The sequence below is a fragment of the Pseudomonas sp. CFBP 13711 genome (assembly GCF_014842265.1).
In the GTDB taxonomy this organism is placed as follows: domain Bacteria; phylum Pseudomonadota; class Gammaproteobacteria; order Pseudomonadales; family Pseudomonadaceae; genus Aquipseudomonas.
Genome location: NZ_JACYVI010000001.1, coordinates 648,936 through 667,253 on the forward strand (window position 1 = coordinate 648,936; position 18,318 = coordinate 667,253).

General features: G+C 62.0%; 9 protein-coding genes and 2 tRNA genes. 5 read left to right on the forward strand and 6 right to left on the reverse strand.

Going from position 1 to position 18,318, the window contains the following annotated elements; genetic code table 11:
- Positions 1 to 789 (reverse strand): FKBP-type peptidyl-prolyl cis-trans isomerase, encoded by a 789-nt coding sequence (locus IFT47_RS02900; protein WP_192170932.1) that lies wholly within the window; start codon positions 787 to 789, stop codon positions 1 to 3.
- Positions 790 to 981: 192 nt separating this feature from the next.
- Complete coding sequence (locus IFT47_RS02905) at positions 982 to 4,782, reverse strand: bifunctional nitrate reductase/sulfite reductase flavoprotein subunit alpha (RefSeq protein WP_192170931.1); 3,801 nt, start codon at positions 4,780 to 4,782, stop codon at positions 982 to 984.
- Positions 4,783 to 5,372: 590 nt separating this feature from the next.
- Here IFT47_RS02905 and nirB point away from each other — a divergent pair.
- A complete protein-coding gene (nirB, locus tag IFT47_RS02910; protein ID WP_192170930.1) occupies positions 5,373 to 7,934 on the forward strand; it encodes a nitrite reductase large subunit NirB in 2,562 nt (853 codons plus the stop codon).
- Positions 7,931 to 8,308: a nitrite reductase small subunit NirD gene (nirD, locus tag IFT47_RS02915; protein WP_192170929.1), complete on the forward strand. Its 378-nt coding sequence runs from the start codon at positions 7,931 to 7,933 to the stop codon at positions 8,306 to 8,308. The genes nirB and nirD overlap by 4 nt, the downstream gene beginning before the upstream one ends.
- A 587-nt stretch (positions 8,309 to 8,895) precedes the next feature.
- Here the strand turns inward: nirD and IFT47_RS02920 are convergent.
- A tRNA-Asp gene (locus IFT47_RS02920) sits at positions 8,896 to 8,972 on the reverse strand.
- A gap of 19 nt (positions 8,973 to 8,991) precedes the next feature.
- Positions 8,992 to 9,067: transfer RNA gene (locus IFT47_RS02925), tRNA-Val, on the reverse strand.
- A 159-nt stretch (positions 9,068 to 9,226) separates the two neighbouring features.
- On the opposite strand from IFT47_RS02925, the gene rdgC reads away from it, so the two are divergent.
- Entirely contained in the window at positions 9,227 to 10,147 is a 921-nt protein-coding gene (rdgC, locus tag IFT47_RS02930; RefSeq protein ID WP_122537474.1) for a recombination-associated protein RdgC, read from the forward strand.
- 81 nt (positions 10,148 to 10,228) lie between these two features.
- On the forward strand, positions 10,229 to 11,191 hold the full coding sequence (locus tag IFT47_RS02935) for a bile acid:sodium symporter family protein (protein ID WP_122623088.1): 963 nt from the start codon (positions 10,229 to 10,231) through the stop codon (positions 11,189 to 11,191).
- Positions 11,192 to 11,399: 208 nt separating this feature from the next.
- On the opposite strand, the gene IFT47_RS02940 is transcribed toward IFT47_RS02935, so the two are convergent.
- Both IFT47_RS02940 and IFT47_RS02945 read right to left on the reverse strand, forming a co-directional pair.
- Positions 11,400 to 13,271 carry an MFS transporter gene (locus IFT47_RS02940; RefSeq protein WP_192170928.1) on the reverse strand — a complete coding sequence of 624 codons (1,872 nt, stop codon included), beginning with the start codon at positions 13,269 to 13,271 and terminating at the stop codon, positions 11,400 to 11,402.
- 122 nt (positions 13,272 to 13,393) lie between these two features.
- Positions 13,394 to 14,542, reverse strand: coding sequence for a TDT family transporter (locus tag IFT47_RS02945; RefSeq protein ID WP_192170927.1), 1,149 nt, complete (start codon positions 14,540 to 14,542; stop codon positions 13,394 to 13,396).
- A 249-nt stretch (positions 14,543 to 14,791) separates the two neighbouring features.
- On the opposite strand from IFT47_RS02945, the gene IFT47_RS02950 reads away from it, so the two are divergent.
- Positions 14,792 to 18,265, forward strand: coding sequence for a hybrid sensor histidine kinase/response regulator (locus IFT47_RS02950; protein ID WP_192170926.1), 3,474 nt, complete (start codon positions 14,792 to 14,794; stop codon positions 18,263 to 18,265).
- Positions 18,266 to 18,318 lie beyond the last annotated feature (53 nt).

The following is an 18,318-nucleotide window of genomic DNA, read 5'->3' on the forward strand; positions in this document are numbered from 1 at the left end:
TTACTTCTTGGCGGCTGGCTTGGCCGGTTCAGCGGCCGGGGCAGCCTCTTCTTCTTCATCAGCGCCGGCAGCGGCATCATTGGCGCCTGCAGCTACAGGGTCCTTGATGCCCAGCAGTTCCAGGTCGAAGACCAGAACCGAGTTTGCCGGGATGGTTGGGCTAGGGCTTTGTGCGCCGTAGGCCAATTCGCTAGGGATGTAGAGTTTGACCTTCTCGCCAACGTGCATCAGCTGCAGACCTTCGACCCAACCCGGGATCACGCCGCTCACCGGCAGATCGATCGGGCTGCCGCGTTCAACGGAGCTGTCGAACACTTTGCCGTCAGTCAGCTTGCCTTCGTAGTGAACGGTGACGACATCAGTCGGCTTCGGTACTGGACCGTCGGCTTTCTTGATGATTTCGTACTGCAGGCCGGAAGCAGTGGTGGTGACTTCCTTGCGCTTGCCGTTTTCTTCGAGGAACTTCTTGCCAGCGGCTGCCGACTCTTCGCTCATCTTGGCCATGCGCTCTTCAGCGCGCTTTTGCAGGTCGCCGAATGCTGCAACCAACTCTTCGTCTTTGAGCTTCTGCTCTTTCTTGCCAACGGCGTCTTCGATACCCAGCGCTACCGCTTTGGAATCCAGATCGTCCATGCCTTCCTGAGCCAGGCTTTTGCCCATGTTCAGGCCGATACCGTAAGAGGCTTTCTGGGCCGGGGTTTTCAGCTCAACGGTGCTGGCTTGCTTGTCACAGCCCGCGAGTACCAGACCGACCAGGGCAATCGCCGCTGCCAACCGATGCTGTTTCATTCTGTTTCCTTGTTCATGCGCCAATAGGGCAAACGAGTAAAGCCGCGAGCTTATCAGGCTGCCGCGATCAATGGCTACCGGCATGAGAGGGAGAAAAGGCAGATAAGTTCAGGTATCCAAAGGTTTTCTTGTTTGATCGAGAAATCCGTTCAGTTGGGGTTCAGCGGCCAGCCACAGGGTGAGCGAACGCGGCTAATACACGTCCCGCACGTAGCGCTTTTGCTCGGTCAGACAGCGCAACTGTTCGGCGGCTTTTTCCAGGCTCATGCCGCCTTGTTCGCTGATCACACGACGCAGCGCCTGATCGACATCCCGCGCCATCCGCGAGGCATCGCCGCAGATATACAGGTGCGCGCCCTCCTCCAGCCAGCGCCAGAGTTCGGCGCCCTGTTCCTGTATGCGCTGCTGGACGTAGATCTTCTCTGCCTGATCCCGGGAAAACGCCAGGCTCAGCCGGGTCAGCAGGCCGTCCTGCTGCATGCCTTGCAGCTCATAGCGGTAGTAAAAGTCGGTGGCCTGATGCTGCTCGCCGAAGAACAGCCAGTTACGGCCCCGATCGCCCCGGGCGCGCCGCTCCTGCAGAAACGCCCGAAACGGCGCCACCCCGGTGCCTGGGCCGATCATGATCATCGGCACATCGCCATCGAGGGGCGGGCGAAAATGCCGCGTGGGTTGCAGGAAAATGGGCACCTCGCACTCCCCCGCCCGATCCGCCAAAAACGTCGACGACACGCCTTTGCGCGGGCCGTAGCGCACGGCGGAAACCGTCAGGTGAACTTCATCGGGATGCGCCTTGGCGCTCGACGCGATGGAATAAAGCCGTGGCTGCAGCGGTTTGAGGTGGTCAAGCCACTCCTCCGCAGAGCAGGCGATGGGAAACTCGCGCAACACGTCGGCCAACTGCCGGCCCCACAGCCAGTCCTTCAGCTCGCTCTTGAACGGCTCGGTCAGGAGTGTTTTCAGGTCATTGCTGCCGTTGCGCTCGGCGATGAATGCCAGGGTGTCCGCGCTCGGTCGTGCTATCTCGAATTGCTCGGCCAGCGCCTGACGCAGCGGCACGTCGGTCGTCTTCACGCCACGCACCGATTGCTCGGCGTTCAGTCCCGTGAGCTTGATCAATTCATCGACTAGCTCGGGGCAATTGCGCGGCCAGACCCCCAAGGCGTCGCCGGCTTCATAGGTCATGCCCGAGCCTTCCAGGGTCAGCGCCAGTTGCCGCGTGTCCTTCGCGGCACCGTCTGCGTTCAGACGCCGGTTGAGGGACAAACGCGCGTGATGGGGCTGCGTCCGTGACGGTTGATTCCCAAAAACCGGTGCGTTGTCGACGATTGAAGGAATAGGAAGATTCAGCGACAGGGCCTGCTGCAACCCTGTGAACCAAGTGTCTGCTTGGGCCTGGTATTCGCCGTCGCACTCGACTCTGGCGATCAGCGGTGAAGCGCCTAAGTGTTGCAGGCGCTGGTCGAGGTTCTTGCCGTGCTGGCAAAAGCGGTCGTAACTTGAATCACCGAGCGCCAGCACGGCGTAGCGCAGCGACGCCAGAGGCGCTTTCCGGGCAGCCAGTGACTGCCAGAATTGTTGCCCGTTGTCGGGGGATTCGCCGTCGCCGAAGGTGCTGCTGATCAGTGCGACGTGCTGCAGCTGGTCAAGACGCTCCGAGGGAAAACTGTCCATCGCTGCGACCTGAACCGCCACGCCGGCGGTTTTCAAATGGTCACCGAACTGCCGGGCCAACGCTTCGGCATTCCCGGTTTGGGATGCCCAGAGCAGCGTCAACAGCGGCGCTTGGTCGGACGCTGTTTGCGTCACAGTCTCGGCTTGGGGCAAATCGAGGAAGCGATGCCCGATCAGCTCGACTTTGCGCAAAGCGACCGCACAGCACTTGAATTCGGGCTGTCGGGAAATGGGGTCGACGGCGTCATTGGTTACTGCGTTGATCGCCAGTTTGTCGCCGTACACGTCGTTCCAGTGAAAGGGCGCGAAGCAGTTGCCCTGCAGCACACGGTCGCTGATCAGCGCAGGCAACACCGCCAGCCCTCGCGCGGAACGGATCTCGACGCCATCGCCTTCGCGGATGCCCAGCCCAAGGGCATCGTCGGGGTGCAGCTCGACGAACGGCCGCGCGTTCAGCGCGTTCAGTGTCGGCACTTTCCCGGTCTTGGTGAGCGTGTGCCATTGGTGTTGCAGGCGGCCGGTGTTGAGCACCATGGGAAATGCGTCGTTGGGCAGTTCAGCCGGCGCCATGTGCGGGCGTGGGAAAAATACCGCCTTGCCGTTTGCGGTGGGAAAAAGGATCGCAGGACGTGTCGCTGCCTCAACGGGTCGTGCGTCGGTATCGCTCAGGTAACGGATCGGGTTGCGTGTGTGCTCGTCGGCTGGGGCGCACGGCCACTGCACCGGTTGATCCCTCAGCCGCCCATAACTCGCGCCGCGAATGTCGTAGCCCGTGGCGGGGTTCCACGCCTGCTTGATTTCCTCGAACACCTCCTCCGCAGAGGCGTAACTGAAGGCGTCGGCGAAGCCCATTTCACAGGCGACCCTGGCGATGATCTGCCAGTCCGGCAACGCTTGCCCCGGCGCATCGACGGCTTGTTGCGTCAGGTTGAGGGTGCGTTCGGAGTTGATCATCACCCCTTCCGCCTCGGCCCAGAGCGCGCCCGGCAACAGGATGTCGGCGTAGCGATTGGTTTCGGTGTCGAGGAAGGCGTCCTGGGTGATGACCAGTTCGGCAGTCTTCAGGGCGTCGATGACCGAAGTGCGGTTGGCGACACTGGCCACCGGGTTGGTGCAGATGATCCAGCAGGCCTTGATCACGCCGTCGCGCATCTGCTCGAAAAGGTCGATGGTGCCGCCGCCGGGCTGGTGCGGGATGCTGCCGTGCGGGATGTTCCAGAGGTCTTCGATGAAGCGGCGGTCGGCGTCCACTAACACCGAGCGCTGTCCGGGAAGTCCGGGGCCCATGTAGCCCATTTCCCTTCCGCCCATGGCATTCGGCTGGCCTGTCAGGGAAAACGGACCGCTGCCGGGCCGACAAATTGCCCCGGTCGCCAGATGCAGGTTGCACAGCGCGTTGGTGTTCCAGGTGCCGTGGGTGCTCTGGTTCAGGCCCATGGTCCAGCAACTCATCCACTCCTGCGCCGCGCCGATCATCCGCGCCGCCTGACGAATGTCGGCTTCGGCCAGGCCGGTGACCTGCGCGACGTAAGCCGGCGTGTACTCGGCGAGGAACTCGGGCATGACGTCCCAGCCCTGGGTGAACGAGGCGATGAAATTGGCGTCGGTGTCGCTGTTCTCCACCAGCAAGTGCAACAGGCCATTGAGCAGCGCGAGGTCAGTACCCGGTTTGATTTGCAGGAACAGCCCGGCCTTGTCGGCGGTGGCGCTGCGCCGGGGATCGACAACGATCAGCTTCGCCCCGGCCTTGACCCGGTCCATCATGCGCAGGAACAGGATCGGGTGACAGTCAGCCATGTTGGCGCCAATCACCAAAAACAGGTCGGCTTTGTCAAAGTCATCGTAAGAGCCCGGAGGCCCGTCCGCGCCCAATGAAAGCTTGTAGCCACTGCCCGCGCTGGCCATGCACAGCCGCGAGTTGGACTCGATATTGGCCGTGCCCACGAAGCCCTTGGCGAGTTTGTTGGCCAGGTATTGCGCCTCCAGGGACATCTGGCCTGAGACGTAAAACGCGAGTGCGCCGGGGCCGTCGCGGTCCAGAATTCCACGCAAGCGCCGGGCGGTTTCGCTGATCGCGGCGTCCATTTCCGCGCGCACCGGCTCGTGGCTGCGCTGATGGCGGATGTACGCCGACTCCATCCGCCCGGACTCGGCAATCGCCTGGCCACAGGTGGTGCCTTTGGTGCACAGGCGGCCGAAATTGCTCGGGTGGGTCTTGTCGCCAACCACCTTGATGACCCGGTTGTCCTCGACCTGCATGACGATGCCGCAGCCGACGCCGCAATAAGGACACACGCTCTTCACGCTGTTGCTCGCCATATTCCGTTTCCTGAAAGCAAAAAAAGACGCCCTGTTCTCAGCCGTTGAAAAACGGAGAGCACACGGCGCCTTTGTCGTGAATATGGCAATCGGCGTTGATTGCCTGTGGGCACGGTGTTGCAAACGGCAGGCCAGCGTGGCCGAGGGACGTGCAGCGGAGGTTTCATTGGATTTTGCTGATGTGATGAATGGACGCTGAGCTTCACCGTGGGGCGCACCAGGGTAAATCGCACCCTTTTCGAGCCGTAACCGTCTGCTCTCGAGGGTGAGGAGATCGGCTTGCGATCACGCTTCTGCCCGTCAAACGTACGCGTCTGGCCGGAACGAAACGTATCCGACCCGTGGACGTTCTCCACTGGCACAGCCATTGCTACATCCCTTATCAAGTCCAGCCTGAACACGCGGTTGGCAGCCCTGGCCGGTCAACGCGGACCGCCAGCCGTCCACGGCATCGGGCTCACCAGGTTGACGTCGACACTGTGGTCGCGCGGCAACCCATAAAGAACAGGCAAAGGCGCCTGGAACCGAGAGGTTCCGGGCGCCTTTTTTTTGCCTTCGAAAAACCTGATTGGCCTTGGCCGGGACTCGATATGACCACCACAGTCGCCCCACTCAACGACGTCCAAACCCTGATCGTCATCGGCAACGGCATGGTGGGTCACCACTGTGTCGAGCAGCTCATCGCCGCCGGCGCCCTCGATCGCTATTGCATTCATGTATTCGGTGAAGAAGGCCAGCGCGCCTACGACCGCGTGCACCTGTCCGAATACTTTGGCGGTCGCGACGCCGAGTCACTGGCGATGAGCGCTGCTTCTTTATATGAGCAGACCGGGCTTGCGCTGCACCTCGGTGTGCCGGTGCTGGAAATCGACCGGGCGCGGCGCGAAGTGATCACCGCCAAGGGCCGCTTCGGTTACGACAAGCTGGTGCTGGCGACGGGTTCCTACCCTTTCGTGCCGCCCATCGAAGGCGCCGAAGGCCATTCGCGACTGGTCTACCGCACGCTGGACGACCTCGACACCATCCGCGCCGCGGCGAGTCAGGCGAAACGCGGTGTGGTGGTCGGCGGCGGGCTGTTGGGACTGGAAGCGGCCAACGCGCTGAAGTCGCTGGGTCTGGAAGCCCACGTGGTTGAATTTGCGCCACGCTTGATGCCGGTGCAGCTGGATGACCACGGCGGCGCAGCGCTGAAGGCGCGCATCGAAGCACTGGGCGTGGGCGTGCATCTGTCTCGCGCGACGCAATCCATCAGCGCGGGTGAGGAATACCGCTACCGGATGAATTTCGCCGGCGATGAATTCCTCGAAACCGACCTGATCGTCTTCTCCGCCGGCATACGCCCCCAGGACGCCCTCGCCCGCCAGTGTGAACTCACGCTGGGCCCGCGCGGTGGCATCGCCATCGACGAACATTGCCGCGCCAGCGACGCCGACATTTTTGCCATCGGCGAGTGCGCCGCCTGGAACGGCAGCGTCTTCGGCCTCGTCGCCCCGGGTTATCAGATGGCGCGCAATGTCGCGGCGCAGCTGTGCAACCTGGACGCCGAGCCGTTCTTCGGCGCGGATATGTCGACCAAACTCAAACTGCTGGGCGTCGATGTCGGCTCCATCGGCGATGCCCATGGTGCGTTGGCGGGTGCGCGCAGTTACCGGTTTATCGACGAGGCCAGCGGCAGTTATCGCCGTCTGGTGGTGTCGGCCGATGGCAAAAAAGTCCTCGGCGCCGTGCTGGTGGGCGACAACAGTTATTACGACACCCTGCTGCAATACGCGCAGAACGGCATCAAGCTGCCCGCCGATCCATCGAGCCTGATCCTGCCCCACAGCGACGGTGCGCCGACGTTGGGTGCCGATGCCCTGCCCGCCACGGCAACCATTTGCTCGTGCCACAACGTCAGCAAAGCCTCAATTTGCTCGGCTATCGATGGCGGCTGCACCGATCTTGCCGGGCTCAAGGCCTGCACCAAAGCAGCCACCGGGTGCGGCGGCTGTACGGCGCTGCTGAAAAGCGTGTTCGAGCACGAACTCATTGCCCGCGGCGTGGCCGTCGATAAAAGTCTGTGCGAGCACTTCGCCTTTACCCGGCAGGAGCTGTACGCCTTCGCCCGCGTGGAAAACATTGAAAGCTTCGACGAGATGCTTGCCCGCCACGGCAAAGGCCATCTGGGTTGCGACATCTGCAAACCCACCGTCGGCTCGATTCTCGCCTCGTGCTGGAACCGGCCGATCATGGACCCGTCACTGGTGCCCCTGCAGGACACCAACGATACGTTCATGGCCAATATGCAGAAGAACGGCACGTATTCGGTGGTGCCGCGCATCCCGGCGGGCGAGATCACTGCGGACGGCCTGATCGCCATCGGCGCGGTCGCGAAGAAATACGACCTGTACACCAAGATCACCGGCGGCCAGCGCATCGACCTGTTTGGCGCGCAGTTGCATGAGCTGCCGGACATCTGGGCCGAGCTTATCGCCGCCGGCTTCGAGACCGGTCATGCCTACGGCAAATCGACGCGGACGGTGAAATCCTGCGTCGGCAGCACCTGGTGCCGTTACGGCGTTCAGGACAGCGTGCAAATGGCGCTGAATATCGAGGACCGCTACAAAGGCCTGCGCTCGCCGCACAAGCTGAAGTTCGCGGTGTCGGGTTGCACCCGTGAATGCGCTGAAGCCCAGAGCAAGGACATCGGCGTGATCGCCACGGAGAACGGCTGGAATCTCTACGTGTGCGGCAACGGCGGCATGCGCCCGCGCCACGCCGAGCTCTTCGCCACCGATCTGGACGACGAGACGCTGATTCGCTACATCGACCGCGTGCTGATGTTTTACATCCGCACCGCTGACAAGTTGCAGCGGACCTCGGTCTGGCGCGAGTCCCTTGAAGGCGGGCTGGATTTTCTGAAAGCGGTGGTGATCGACGACAGCCTGGGGCTCGCCGCCGAGCTGGAGGCGCAGATGCAGTTGGTGGTCGACCGTTATGAGTGCGAATGGGCGAATGCGCTGAAGAGCCCGGAGAAACTCAAGCGCTTCCGCACGTTCGTCAATGACAAGGGCGCTGACCCGGACATTCATTTCGTCAAGGAGCGCAGCCAGCGTCGTCCGGCTCGCGCTGAAGAGTTGAATCTGATTGCCGCTGTGGAGGTTGCACGATGAGCCAGGCCAATGCAGCAGTGAAGGAGTTGCCGAAGACTCAGGTGTGGCGCGCGGTCTGTACGCGTGAGGATCTGGTGCTGAATTCCGGTGTGGTGGCGCTGGTGGGCACTGCGCAGGTGGCGCTGTTTTATGTGGCGTCTGTCGGCGGCGCGCCGCATTTGTTTGCGGTGGACAATCGCGATCCGGTCACGGGGGTGAATGTGATTGGTCGGGGGTTGATTGGCAGTTTGGGCGGGGATCTTGTGATCGCTTCGCCTTTATATAAGCAGCATTACCGACTCAAGGACGGTACGTGTCTGGAGGATGCGGCGTTGCGATTGCGGACCTGGCCAGTGCGGCTGGTGGGGGATGTGGTGGAGATAGATGTGGGGTGAGAGGATCCGTATCAAGAGCGTCTGCCTGGGGGCAGACTGTTTCGCCTTCGGCGAGTTACTTGATAAAGCCCCAAGTAACCAAGGGCTTTGTGCTCCTGGTTGGGCCCCTCCTGCGTCGGGGTTCCTTCACTCCGGTCTCGCTCCGTGGGCCCGCGCCGAACGGACATCCATGTCCTGACGGCGCTCTCGCCGCATCCATGCGGCTCGGCCCACTCCGCGAGACCTGCGTTCAGCCTGCACCCAAGTCGCGATTGCCGGTGTCTGGACTTTTTGTGTAGGAAGAACAAAAGCAGATCAAAAGCTTCCCGGCTGAAGCCGGTCCTACGGGGTGCACGCATTGCTTTTAGTGGGACCGGCTTCAGCCGGGAAGAGGCCGGTGTGAGCACCATCAGGCTTGCGGGCTATGAATCGTTGCACTGGATGCACGCGCTGCTTTTCGTAGGACCGGCTTCAGCCGGGAAGAGGCCAGTGTGGACACTGGTCACTTCAGATCAGCCGCCCCCAACCAAATCGCAGGCACAAAAAAAGCGACCCTAAGGTCGCTCTCTTTGTCGTTACGAGGAGTTCAAGGGCCTCGTAACTCAATATGGCGCAGCGGACGGGACTCGAACCCGCGACCCCCGGCGTGACAGGCCGGTATTCTAACCGACTGAACTACCGCTGCGCGTAACACTTGAAACGAATGGTGGGTGATGACGGGATCGAACCGCCGACATTCTGCTTGTAAGGCAGACGCTCTCCCAGCTGAGCTAATCACCCTTCGCTTCGGTGTGGCGCGCATTCTACGGAGCGATCAAAAAGCTGGCAAGCACTTTTTGAAATAAATTTTATAATCCTTCCAAAGGCTTACATCAGGGTTGGCCGCAGGGTCACAGCAGCGAATAATGCCCCCCTTTGTATAAAGGAGAGATGTACCCCATGTGGTTCAAAAACCTGCTTGTCTATCGCCTGACCCAGGACCTGCCATTTGACGCCGAAGCGCTGGAAACCGCGTTGGCGACCAAGCCTGCACGTGCCTGTGCCAGCCAGGAGTTGACCACTTACGGTTTCATCGCCCCGTTCGGCAAGGGCGAAGACGCGCCACTGGTGCACGTCAGCGGTGATTTCATGCTGATCTCGGCGCGCAAGGAAGAACGCATTCTGCCCGGCAGTGTGGTCAACGATGCCTTGAAAGAGAAAGTCGAAGAGATCGAGACCGAGCAGATGCGCAAGGTCTACAAGAAGGAACGCGATCAGCTCAAGGATGAAATCATCCAGGCCTTCCTGCCCCGCGCCTTTATCCGCCGCTCGGCCACTTTCGCCGCCATCGCCCCCAAGCAAGGCGTGATTCTGGTCAACGCTTCCAGCCCCAAGCGCGCCGAAGACCTGCTGTCGACCCTGCGTGAAGTGGTCGGCTCGTTGCCCGTCCGCCCGGTCACCGTCAAGACCGCGCCAACCGCTGTGATGACCGAATGGGTCAAGACCAGCCAGACCGCCGAGCACTTCTTCGTGCTGGACGAGTGCGAACTGCGCGACACCCACGAAGACGGCGGCATTGTGAAATGCAAACGTCAGGACCTCACCAGCGACGAAATCCAGCTGCACCTGAGCACCGGCAAAGTCGTCACTCAGCTGTCGCTGGCGTGGCAGGACAAGCTGTCGTTCGTGCTGGACGACAAACTCGGTATCAAACGCCTGAAGTTCGAAGACCTGCTGCAGGATGAAGCCGAGCAGAACGGCGGCGACGATGCGCTGGGTCAGCAGGACGCCAGCTTCACCCTGATGATGCTGACATTCGGCGAGTTCCTGCCGGAGCTGATGGAAGCACTGGGCGGCGAAGAGATTCCCCAGGGGATCTGATTTCGCCTGACGGCGCAGGAGCCGGCTTGCTGGCTCCTTCCGTTTCCGGGTTCATTCATACCAATAAGAAAGGAGCAGGCCATGCGTGCCCTGGCTGCGTTGAGTCGTTTTGTCGGTAATACCTTCGCGTACTGGGTGCTGTTGTTCGCGGTGCTGGCGTTCCTGTTCCCGTCCTGGTTCATCGGCCTCAAGTCGTACATCGTGCCGTTGCTGGGGCTGGTGATGTTCGGCATGGGCCTGACCCTCAAGCTTGATGATTTTTCTGAAGTCGTGCGCCATCCCTGGCGCGTGGCTCTGGGGGTGGTCGCGCATTTCGTGATCATGCCCGGCGTGGCCTGGCTGCTTTGCCAGTTGTTTCACCTGCCGCCGGAAATCGCCGTGGGCGTGATTCTGGTCGGCTGCTGCCCGAGCGGCACGTCGTCCAACGTCATGACCTGGCTGGCGAAAGGTGACCTGGCGCTGTCGGTGGCCATCGCCGCCGTCACCACCCTCCTCGCCCCGCTGCTGACCCCGGCGCTGATCTGGCTGCTGGCCTCGGCGTGGCTGCCGGTGTCCTTCATGGAAATGTTCTGGTCGATCCTGCAACTGGTGATGCTGCCGATCGTGCTCGGCGTCATTGCTCAACGTTTACTCGGCGCCAAGGTGAGTTTTGCCGTCGACGTGCTGCCGCTGGTGTCGGTGGTGAGCATCGTGATGATCGTCTGCGCGGTGGTGGCAGCGAGTCAGGCGAAGATCGCCGAGTCGGGCCTGTTGATCATGGCCGTGGTGATCCTGCACAACAGCTTCGGTTTTCTGCTGGGTTACTTCACCGGCAAGCTGTTCAAGTTGCCACTGGCTCAGCGCAAATCGCTGTCCCTGGAAGTCGGCATGCAGAACTCAGGCCTCGGCGCCGCCCTGGCCGCTGCGCACTTTTCGCCACTGGCGGCGGTGCCGAGCGCGCTGTTCAGCGTCTGGCACAACATTTCGGGCGCGTTGCTTTCGACGTACTTCCGCAAGATGACGCCGGATGCGGTGGTTGCGGAAGAGAAGCCGATTGTGGGGTGATCGGCATGGCGCCTGTGGGAGATCCCCGATCACCCACGCATCATCCGGCAAAATGCGATCCCTGTGGGAGCGAGCTTGCTCACGAAGAGGCCGGTACATCCGCTCATTTTTCTGCGGCAGGAATACCGTCTTCGTGAGCAAGCTCACTCCCACAAGTTATTTCGACACCAGAAATATCGGGTTTCTTATTAACGCGCTGGCACTCGCCTTAGCGCACCGCCCCCCGCAATTCCGCTACCCGCTCACGCACCAGCGCCGGTTGCGATGCCTCCCTCGTCAACGCCGGCCCAGCCACCAAGGTCACTCGCGACCAAAGCCTGCGGAACACGCCCTTGTTCGGGTCCCGGCTGAAAAAGCTGCCCCACAACCCCTGCAATGCCATTGGAATCACCGGCACATCAGTCTCCTGCAAGACCCGGGTCATGCCACTCTTAAAGGTGTCGATCTCGCCGTCCGTGGTCAGCTTACCTTCCGGAAAGATGCACACCAGCTCGCCTTCCTTAAGGTAATGGGCGATGCGTTCGAACGCGCTGTCGAACACTGCCTTGTCCTCTTTGATACCGGCAATCGGGATGGCGCCCGCCGTGCGGAACACGAAATTCAGCACCGGCAGATTGAAGATTTTGTAGTACATGACGAAGCGGATAGGCCGGCGCACAGACCCGGCAATCAACAGCGCATCGACGAACGAGACATGGTTGCAGACCAGCAATGCCGCGCCCTCATCAGGGATCAGGTCGAGGTCGCGATGCTCCACGCGGTACATGGAATGGCTGAGCAGCCAGATCATGAAGCGCATGGTGAACTCGGGCACGATTTTGAAGATGTAGGCGTTGACCGCGATGTTCATCAGCGACACGACAAGGAACAGCTGCGGAATCGACAGCTTCGCCACGCTCAGCAGCACGATCGAGACAATCGCCGAGACCACCATGAACAGCGCATTGAGGATGTTGTTGGACGCGATGACCCGCGAGCGCTCTTTCTCCGGCGTCCGCGACTGGATCAGCGCGTACAGCGGCACGATGTAAAACCCGCCGAAGACGCCGATGCCGAGGATGTCCAGCAACACCCACCACGCCTGCCCGTACCCCAGAATCGCCAGCCAGTTATTGGCCTGCACGTTCTGCGGGAAATCACCGGAATGCCACCACAGCAACAAGCCGAACACGGTCAGGCCCATGGAGCCGAACGGCACCAGGCCGATCTCCACTTTGCGCCCGGACAGCCGCTCGCAGAGCATGGAGCCTGCGGCGATGCCGATGGAGAACACCGTCAAAATCAGGGTGACGACGGTTTCATCGCCATACAGAAAGTCCTTCGCGTAGGCCGGGATCTGCGTCAGATAAATCGCGCCGACGAACCAGAACCACGAATTGCCGACGATGGAACGCGACACCGCTTTGGTCTGCCCCAGGCCGAGTTTCAGGGTGGCCCAGGATTCGCTGAAGATGTTCCAGTTCAGGCGCATGTCCGGCGACGCGGCCGCTGCTGGCGGAATGCCTCGGCTGGCGAGATAACCCAGGCACGCCACCGAGACCATCGCTGCCGCCACGATGGGGGCGTAATGGGTCGCCGACATCATCACCCCGGCGCCGATGGTGCCGGCCAGAATCGCCAGGAATGTGCCCATTTCCACCAGGCCGTTGCCGCCCACCAGTTCGTTCTCATGCAGGTGCTGGGGCAGGATCGAGTACTTCACCGGCCCAAACAGCGCCGAGTGGGTGCCCATGGCGAACAGCGCCGCCAGCATTAGCGACAGGTGATTGAAGAGAAAACCCGTGGCCCCCACGACCATGATCACGATCTCCAGGACCTTGATCATGCGGATCAGTTTGTCCTTGGGGTATTTCTCGCCGAACTGCCCGGCCAGCGCCGAGAACAGAAAGAACGGCAGGATGAACAGCAAGGCGCAGAGGTTGACGTAGATGGAGCGGTCGCCGTCGATGCTCAGCTTGTAGAGGATGGCGAGGATCAGCGACTGCTTGAAGATATTGTCGTTGAACGCCCCGAGGGACTGGGTCACGAAAAACGGCAGAAAGCGCCGCTTACCCAACAAACTGAACTGCGACTGACTCATCTTCCCTGGTCCTGAGTGGCGCCGGTGTCGGCTTTCGGATGGGAACGCCAAAAGGCGGTTCCGGGCCACATTGAAGACGTATCCGGCGTCAAAGTCGAGCACGCGCTCCAACGCATAACCCGTTAGAGCGTACGTAAACCGGCGATGCAGGGCGAAACGAACAGCTCGCCTTTGTAGGCCCCGGTCACGGTGCGCTTCATGATCACCAGCCACAGGACACTCAGCGCGGCGACCAGCACGCTGCCGAGAACCGCAAAGAACACAAGATGAAGCACCGCGCCCAGCTTCAGGGTCGTCAGCGCGAACACGCCCAGCGGAAAGGTAAAACCCCACCAGCCCAGGTTGAACGGAATGCCGTTGCGCAGGTAACGCGCGGTGATCAGCAGCGCCATCAGGCACCACCACACGCCGACACCCCACAAGATCACGCCGCCGATCAGGCCAAGGCCCGAGGCGATTTCGCCGACGCCGGGCAGGCTGTTGGCGTTGAAGATCAGTGGCGAATCAGCGCCCAGCACAATCAAACCGAATGCGCCGGTGCTGATCGGCCCGAGGGCCAGCCAGCTCGATGCGGCCATGCTTTCGTGGGGCAGTTTGTGCAGGGCCATGCGCAACAGCAGGATGGTCAGAATGCTGAACGCCACCGGCACCGACATCGCCCACAGCACGTAGCTGGTGATGAGCACGCTGAACTGGCTGTGACTGTCCGTCAGATGTGGCGCCAGCAGCCCGCCGCTCACCGCCACTACTTCGCAGGCCACCAGGGGCAGAAGCCAGACGGCGGTCATCTGATCGATACGGTGTTCCTGGCGGGTGAACATCAAAAACGGGATGACCACGCCGCAGGCCAGGGACATCGCCACGTCCAGCCACCACAACATCTCGGCAATCGGCAGCACGGCGTCGCCCCATCGCGGCAGGCCGAAAGTCAGCAGCCCATTGATGAGCGTCGCCAGGCCCATGGGAATCGTGCCGAAAAACATCGACACCGTGGAATGCCCGAACACCCGCCGTGCCTCGTCGAAAAACATCACCCAGCGGGCGATGTAGAGGGCGCTGAAGGTCAGGAACAGCACGATGTTCAGCATCCACAAGGCTTCGGCCAGCTTGAGCACGCCGGGGATGGGCACCGGAAGCTGCACCAGCACAGCCGACAGAATCCCGGTGCCCATGGTCGCGGCGAACCAGTTGGGGGTGAATTGGCGGATGACTTCCCGTGGATGGCTCAGTTGGCTGAAGGGTCTTTGCGGGCAGAAAATGGCGTGGGTCATGGCGAGCTCCTGTCCTCGTGTGAGGTGGTCCCCATAGTAGGACGGCAGCTGATATCGACTAAGCGGGTAATTTAGCTATAGGTCATAGATTTCCCAGATATACACTGATCATGGGATTCGCCGCCCCCCCTGCGACACCGCGCCGCTCAGACCTTGGTCGTAACAGACGAACCCCACGCGGCGTGCGAGACTGTCCGGCCGGCGAGGGATCGCCACCGAAACCGCTAGCCGCTTGCCTCCGGAGTTCCCATGTCGCTGTCCAGCGGGCTGATCGCTGCCGTCGCCCTGGCCTATATGGCCATCATGTTCGCCATCGCCTTCTACGGTGACCGTCGCAGCACCCCACTGCCGCCGCGCCTGCGCGCCTGGGTGTACAGCCTGTCGCTGGCGGTTTACTGCACCAGCTGGACGTTTTTCGGCTCGGTCGGCCAGGCCGCCGAGCAATTGTGGTCGTTTCTGCCGATCTACCTCGGGCCGATTCTGCTGATGCTGCTGGCGCCCTGGGTGCTGCAGAAAATGGTGCTGATCAGCAAACAGGAAAACATCACTTCAATCGCCGACTTCATCGCCGCCCGCTACGGCAAGTCGCAAACCCTCGCCGTCGTCGTCGCGCTGATCTGCCTGATCGGCGTGTTGCCCTACATCGCGCTGCAACTCAAAGGCATCGTGCTGGGGGTGAACATTCTGATCGGTGCCGGCGCCGACGCCACGGGGACTCGCGCCCAGGACACTGCGCTGATCGTGTCACTGGTGCTGGCGCTTTTCACCATCGTCTTCGGCACCCGCAACCTCGACGCCACCGAGCACCACCGCGGCATGGTCCTGGCGATTGCCTTCGAGTCGCTGGTCAAGCTGTTCGCCTTCATGGCCGTCGGCGCGTTCGTGACCTTCGGCCTGTACGACGGGGTGGATGACCTGTTCAACCAGGCCATGCTCGCACCGCGTCTGGAGGAGTACTGGAAAGAAACGGTCAACTGGCCATCGATGGTGGTGCAGACCGGCGTCGCCATGATGGCGATCATCTGCCTGCCCCGGCAGTTTCACGTCACCGTGGTGGAGAACATCGAACCCCAGGACCTGCGCCTGGCCAAGTGGGTGTTCCCGGCGTATTTGCTGCTGGCCGCGGTGTTCGTGGTGCCGATTGCGCTGGCGGGGCAGATGCTGCTACCCGCCTCGGTGCTGCCGGACTCGTTCGTGATCAGCGTGCCATTGGCCCACGCGCACCCGGCACTGGCGATGCTGGCGTTCATCGGCGGGGCTTCGGCGGCCACCGGGATGGTCATCGTCGCCAGCGTTGCACTGTCGACCATGGTTTCCAACGACATGCTGCTGCCGTGGCTGCTGCGGCGCAAAACCGCCGAGCGCCCGTTTGAGGTGTTCCGCCACTGGATGCTCTCGGTGCGCCGGGTCAGCATCGTGGTCATTCTGTTGCTCGCCTACGTCAGCTACCGGCTGCTGGGCTCGACTGCCAGTCTGGCGACCATCGGCCAGATCGCCTTCGCCGCCATCACGCAGTTGATGCCGGCGATGATCGGCGCGCTGTACTGGAAGCCGGCCAATCGTCGCGGGGTGTTCGCCGGGCTTGCCGCCGGGGTGTTCATCTGGTTTTACACCCTGGTGCTGCCGATCATTGCCCACAGCATGGGCTGGTCGCTGAGCAGTTTTCCGCTGCTGGCGTGGCTGCACAGCAACCCGTTCAATCTGCCGATCAGCCCGCTGACCCAGGGCGTGGTGCTGTCGATGCTGGGCAACCTGGCGTTGTTTGTGTGGGTCTCGCTGCTGTCGCGAACGCGGGTGTCCGAACACTGGCAGGCGGGCCGTTTCATCGGCCAGGAATTGCAGGCTCGGCCCAACAATCGCTCGCTGCTGGCGGTGCAGATCGAAGACCTGCTCAAGCTCTCGGCGCGTTTCGTCGGCGAAGAGCGGGCGCAACAGAGCTTCATCCGCTTCGCCTACCGGCAGGGTAAAGGTTTCAACCCCAACCAGAACGCCAACGGCGAATGGATCGCCCACACCGAACGCTTGCTGGCAGGGGTGCTGGGCACGTCGTCGACGCGGGCGGTGGTCAAGGCGGCGATTGAAGGCCGCGACATGCAGCTCGAAGACGTGGTGCGCATCGCCGACGAAGCCTCCGAGGTGCTTCAGTTCAATCGCGCGCTGCTGCAAGGCGCCATCGAGAACATCACTCAGGGCATCAGCGTGGTGGATCAATCCCTGCGCCTGGTGGCCTGGAACGCACGCTATCTGGAGCTGTTCAATTACCCGGAAGGCCTGATTAGCGTGGGGCGGCCCATCGCCGACATCATCCGTTACAACGCCGAGCGCGGTTTGCTCGGCCCCGGCGAGGCCGAAGTGCATGTCGCCCGGCGCCTGCACTGGATGCGTCAGGGCCGCGCGCATACGTCCGAGCGGTTGTTTCCCAATGGGCAGGTGATCGAGCTGATCGGCAACCCGATGCCCGGCGGCGGCTTCGTCATGAGCTTCACTGACATCACCGCGTTCCGCGAGGCCGAGCATGCGCTCAAGGGCGCCAACGAAAGCCTCGAACAACGCGTGGCTGAACGGACGCGGGAGCTGTCGCAGCTGAACACGGCGCTGAGCGAAGCCAAGGCCCATGCGGAAGCCGCCAATCAGTCGAAAACGCGCTTTCTCGCCGCCGTCAGCCATGACCTGATGCAGCCCATGAACGCGGCGCGTTTGTTCTCCGCCGCCCTGCTGCACAACGACGACAACGTGCCCGCGGAGGCGAAACAGCTGATCCAGCATCTGGACAGCTCGCTGCGTTCGGCCGAAGACTTGATCAGCGACCTGCTGGATATTTCGCGGCTGGAGAACGGCAAGTTCACGCCGACCATCACGCCGTTCGCACTGAACAATCTGTTTGAAACCCTCGGCGCTGAATTCAAGGCCCTCGCTCAGGAGCAGGGTCTGGACTTCCGCGTGCGCGGCAGCACGTTGCGCGTGGCCAGCGATGCCAAGCTGCTGCGGCGGGTGCTGCAGAACTTCCTGACCAATGCGTTTCGTTACGCCAAGGGGCCTATTTTGCTGGGGGTGCGGCGCAGAAGCGGGCAGCTGAGCCTGGAAGTCTGGGACCGTGGGCCGGGTATTCCCGATGACAAGCGGCAGGTGATTTTCGAGGAGTTCAAGCGGCTGGACAGCCATCAGACCCGCGCCGAAAAGGGCTTGGGTTTGGGGCTGGCGATTGCCGACGGTCTGTGTCGCGTGCTCGGTCATTCGTTGGAAGTGCGTTCATGGCCGGGCCAGGGCAGCGTGTTCAGCGTCACGGTGCCGCTGGCGCCTGCATCGCCGATACCGGCCGTTGCGCCGAGCGAACCTTCGCGTGCTGCGCTCAACGGTACGCAAATCCTCTGCGTCGACAACGAAGACAGCATCCTGATTGGCATGAACAGCCTGCTCAGCCGCTGGGGGTGTCAGGTCTGGACGGCGCGCAATCGCGAGGAATGCCAGGCCCTGCTCAACGACGGCATTCGCCCGCACCTGGCGTTGGTGGATTACCACCTGGACCACGGTGAGATCGGCACCGAACTGATGGCCTGGCTGCGCACGCAACTGGGTGAGCCTGTCCCCGGTGTGGTCATCAGCGCCGACGGCCGCCCGGAGCTGATCGCCCAGGTACACGCCGCCGGCCTTGAGTATCTGGCCAAACCGGTGAAGCCCGCAGCGCTGCGGGCGTTGTTGAGCCGGCATGTGCGGTTGGGTTGAGGCTGGCCGGTATCGTCACGATGGGAACGATGATCCACTGTAGGAGTGAGCTT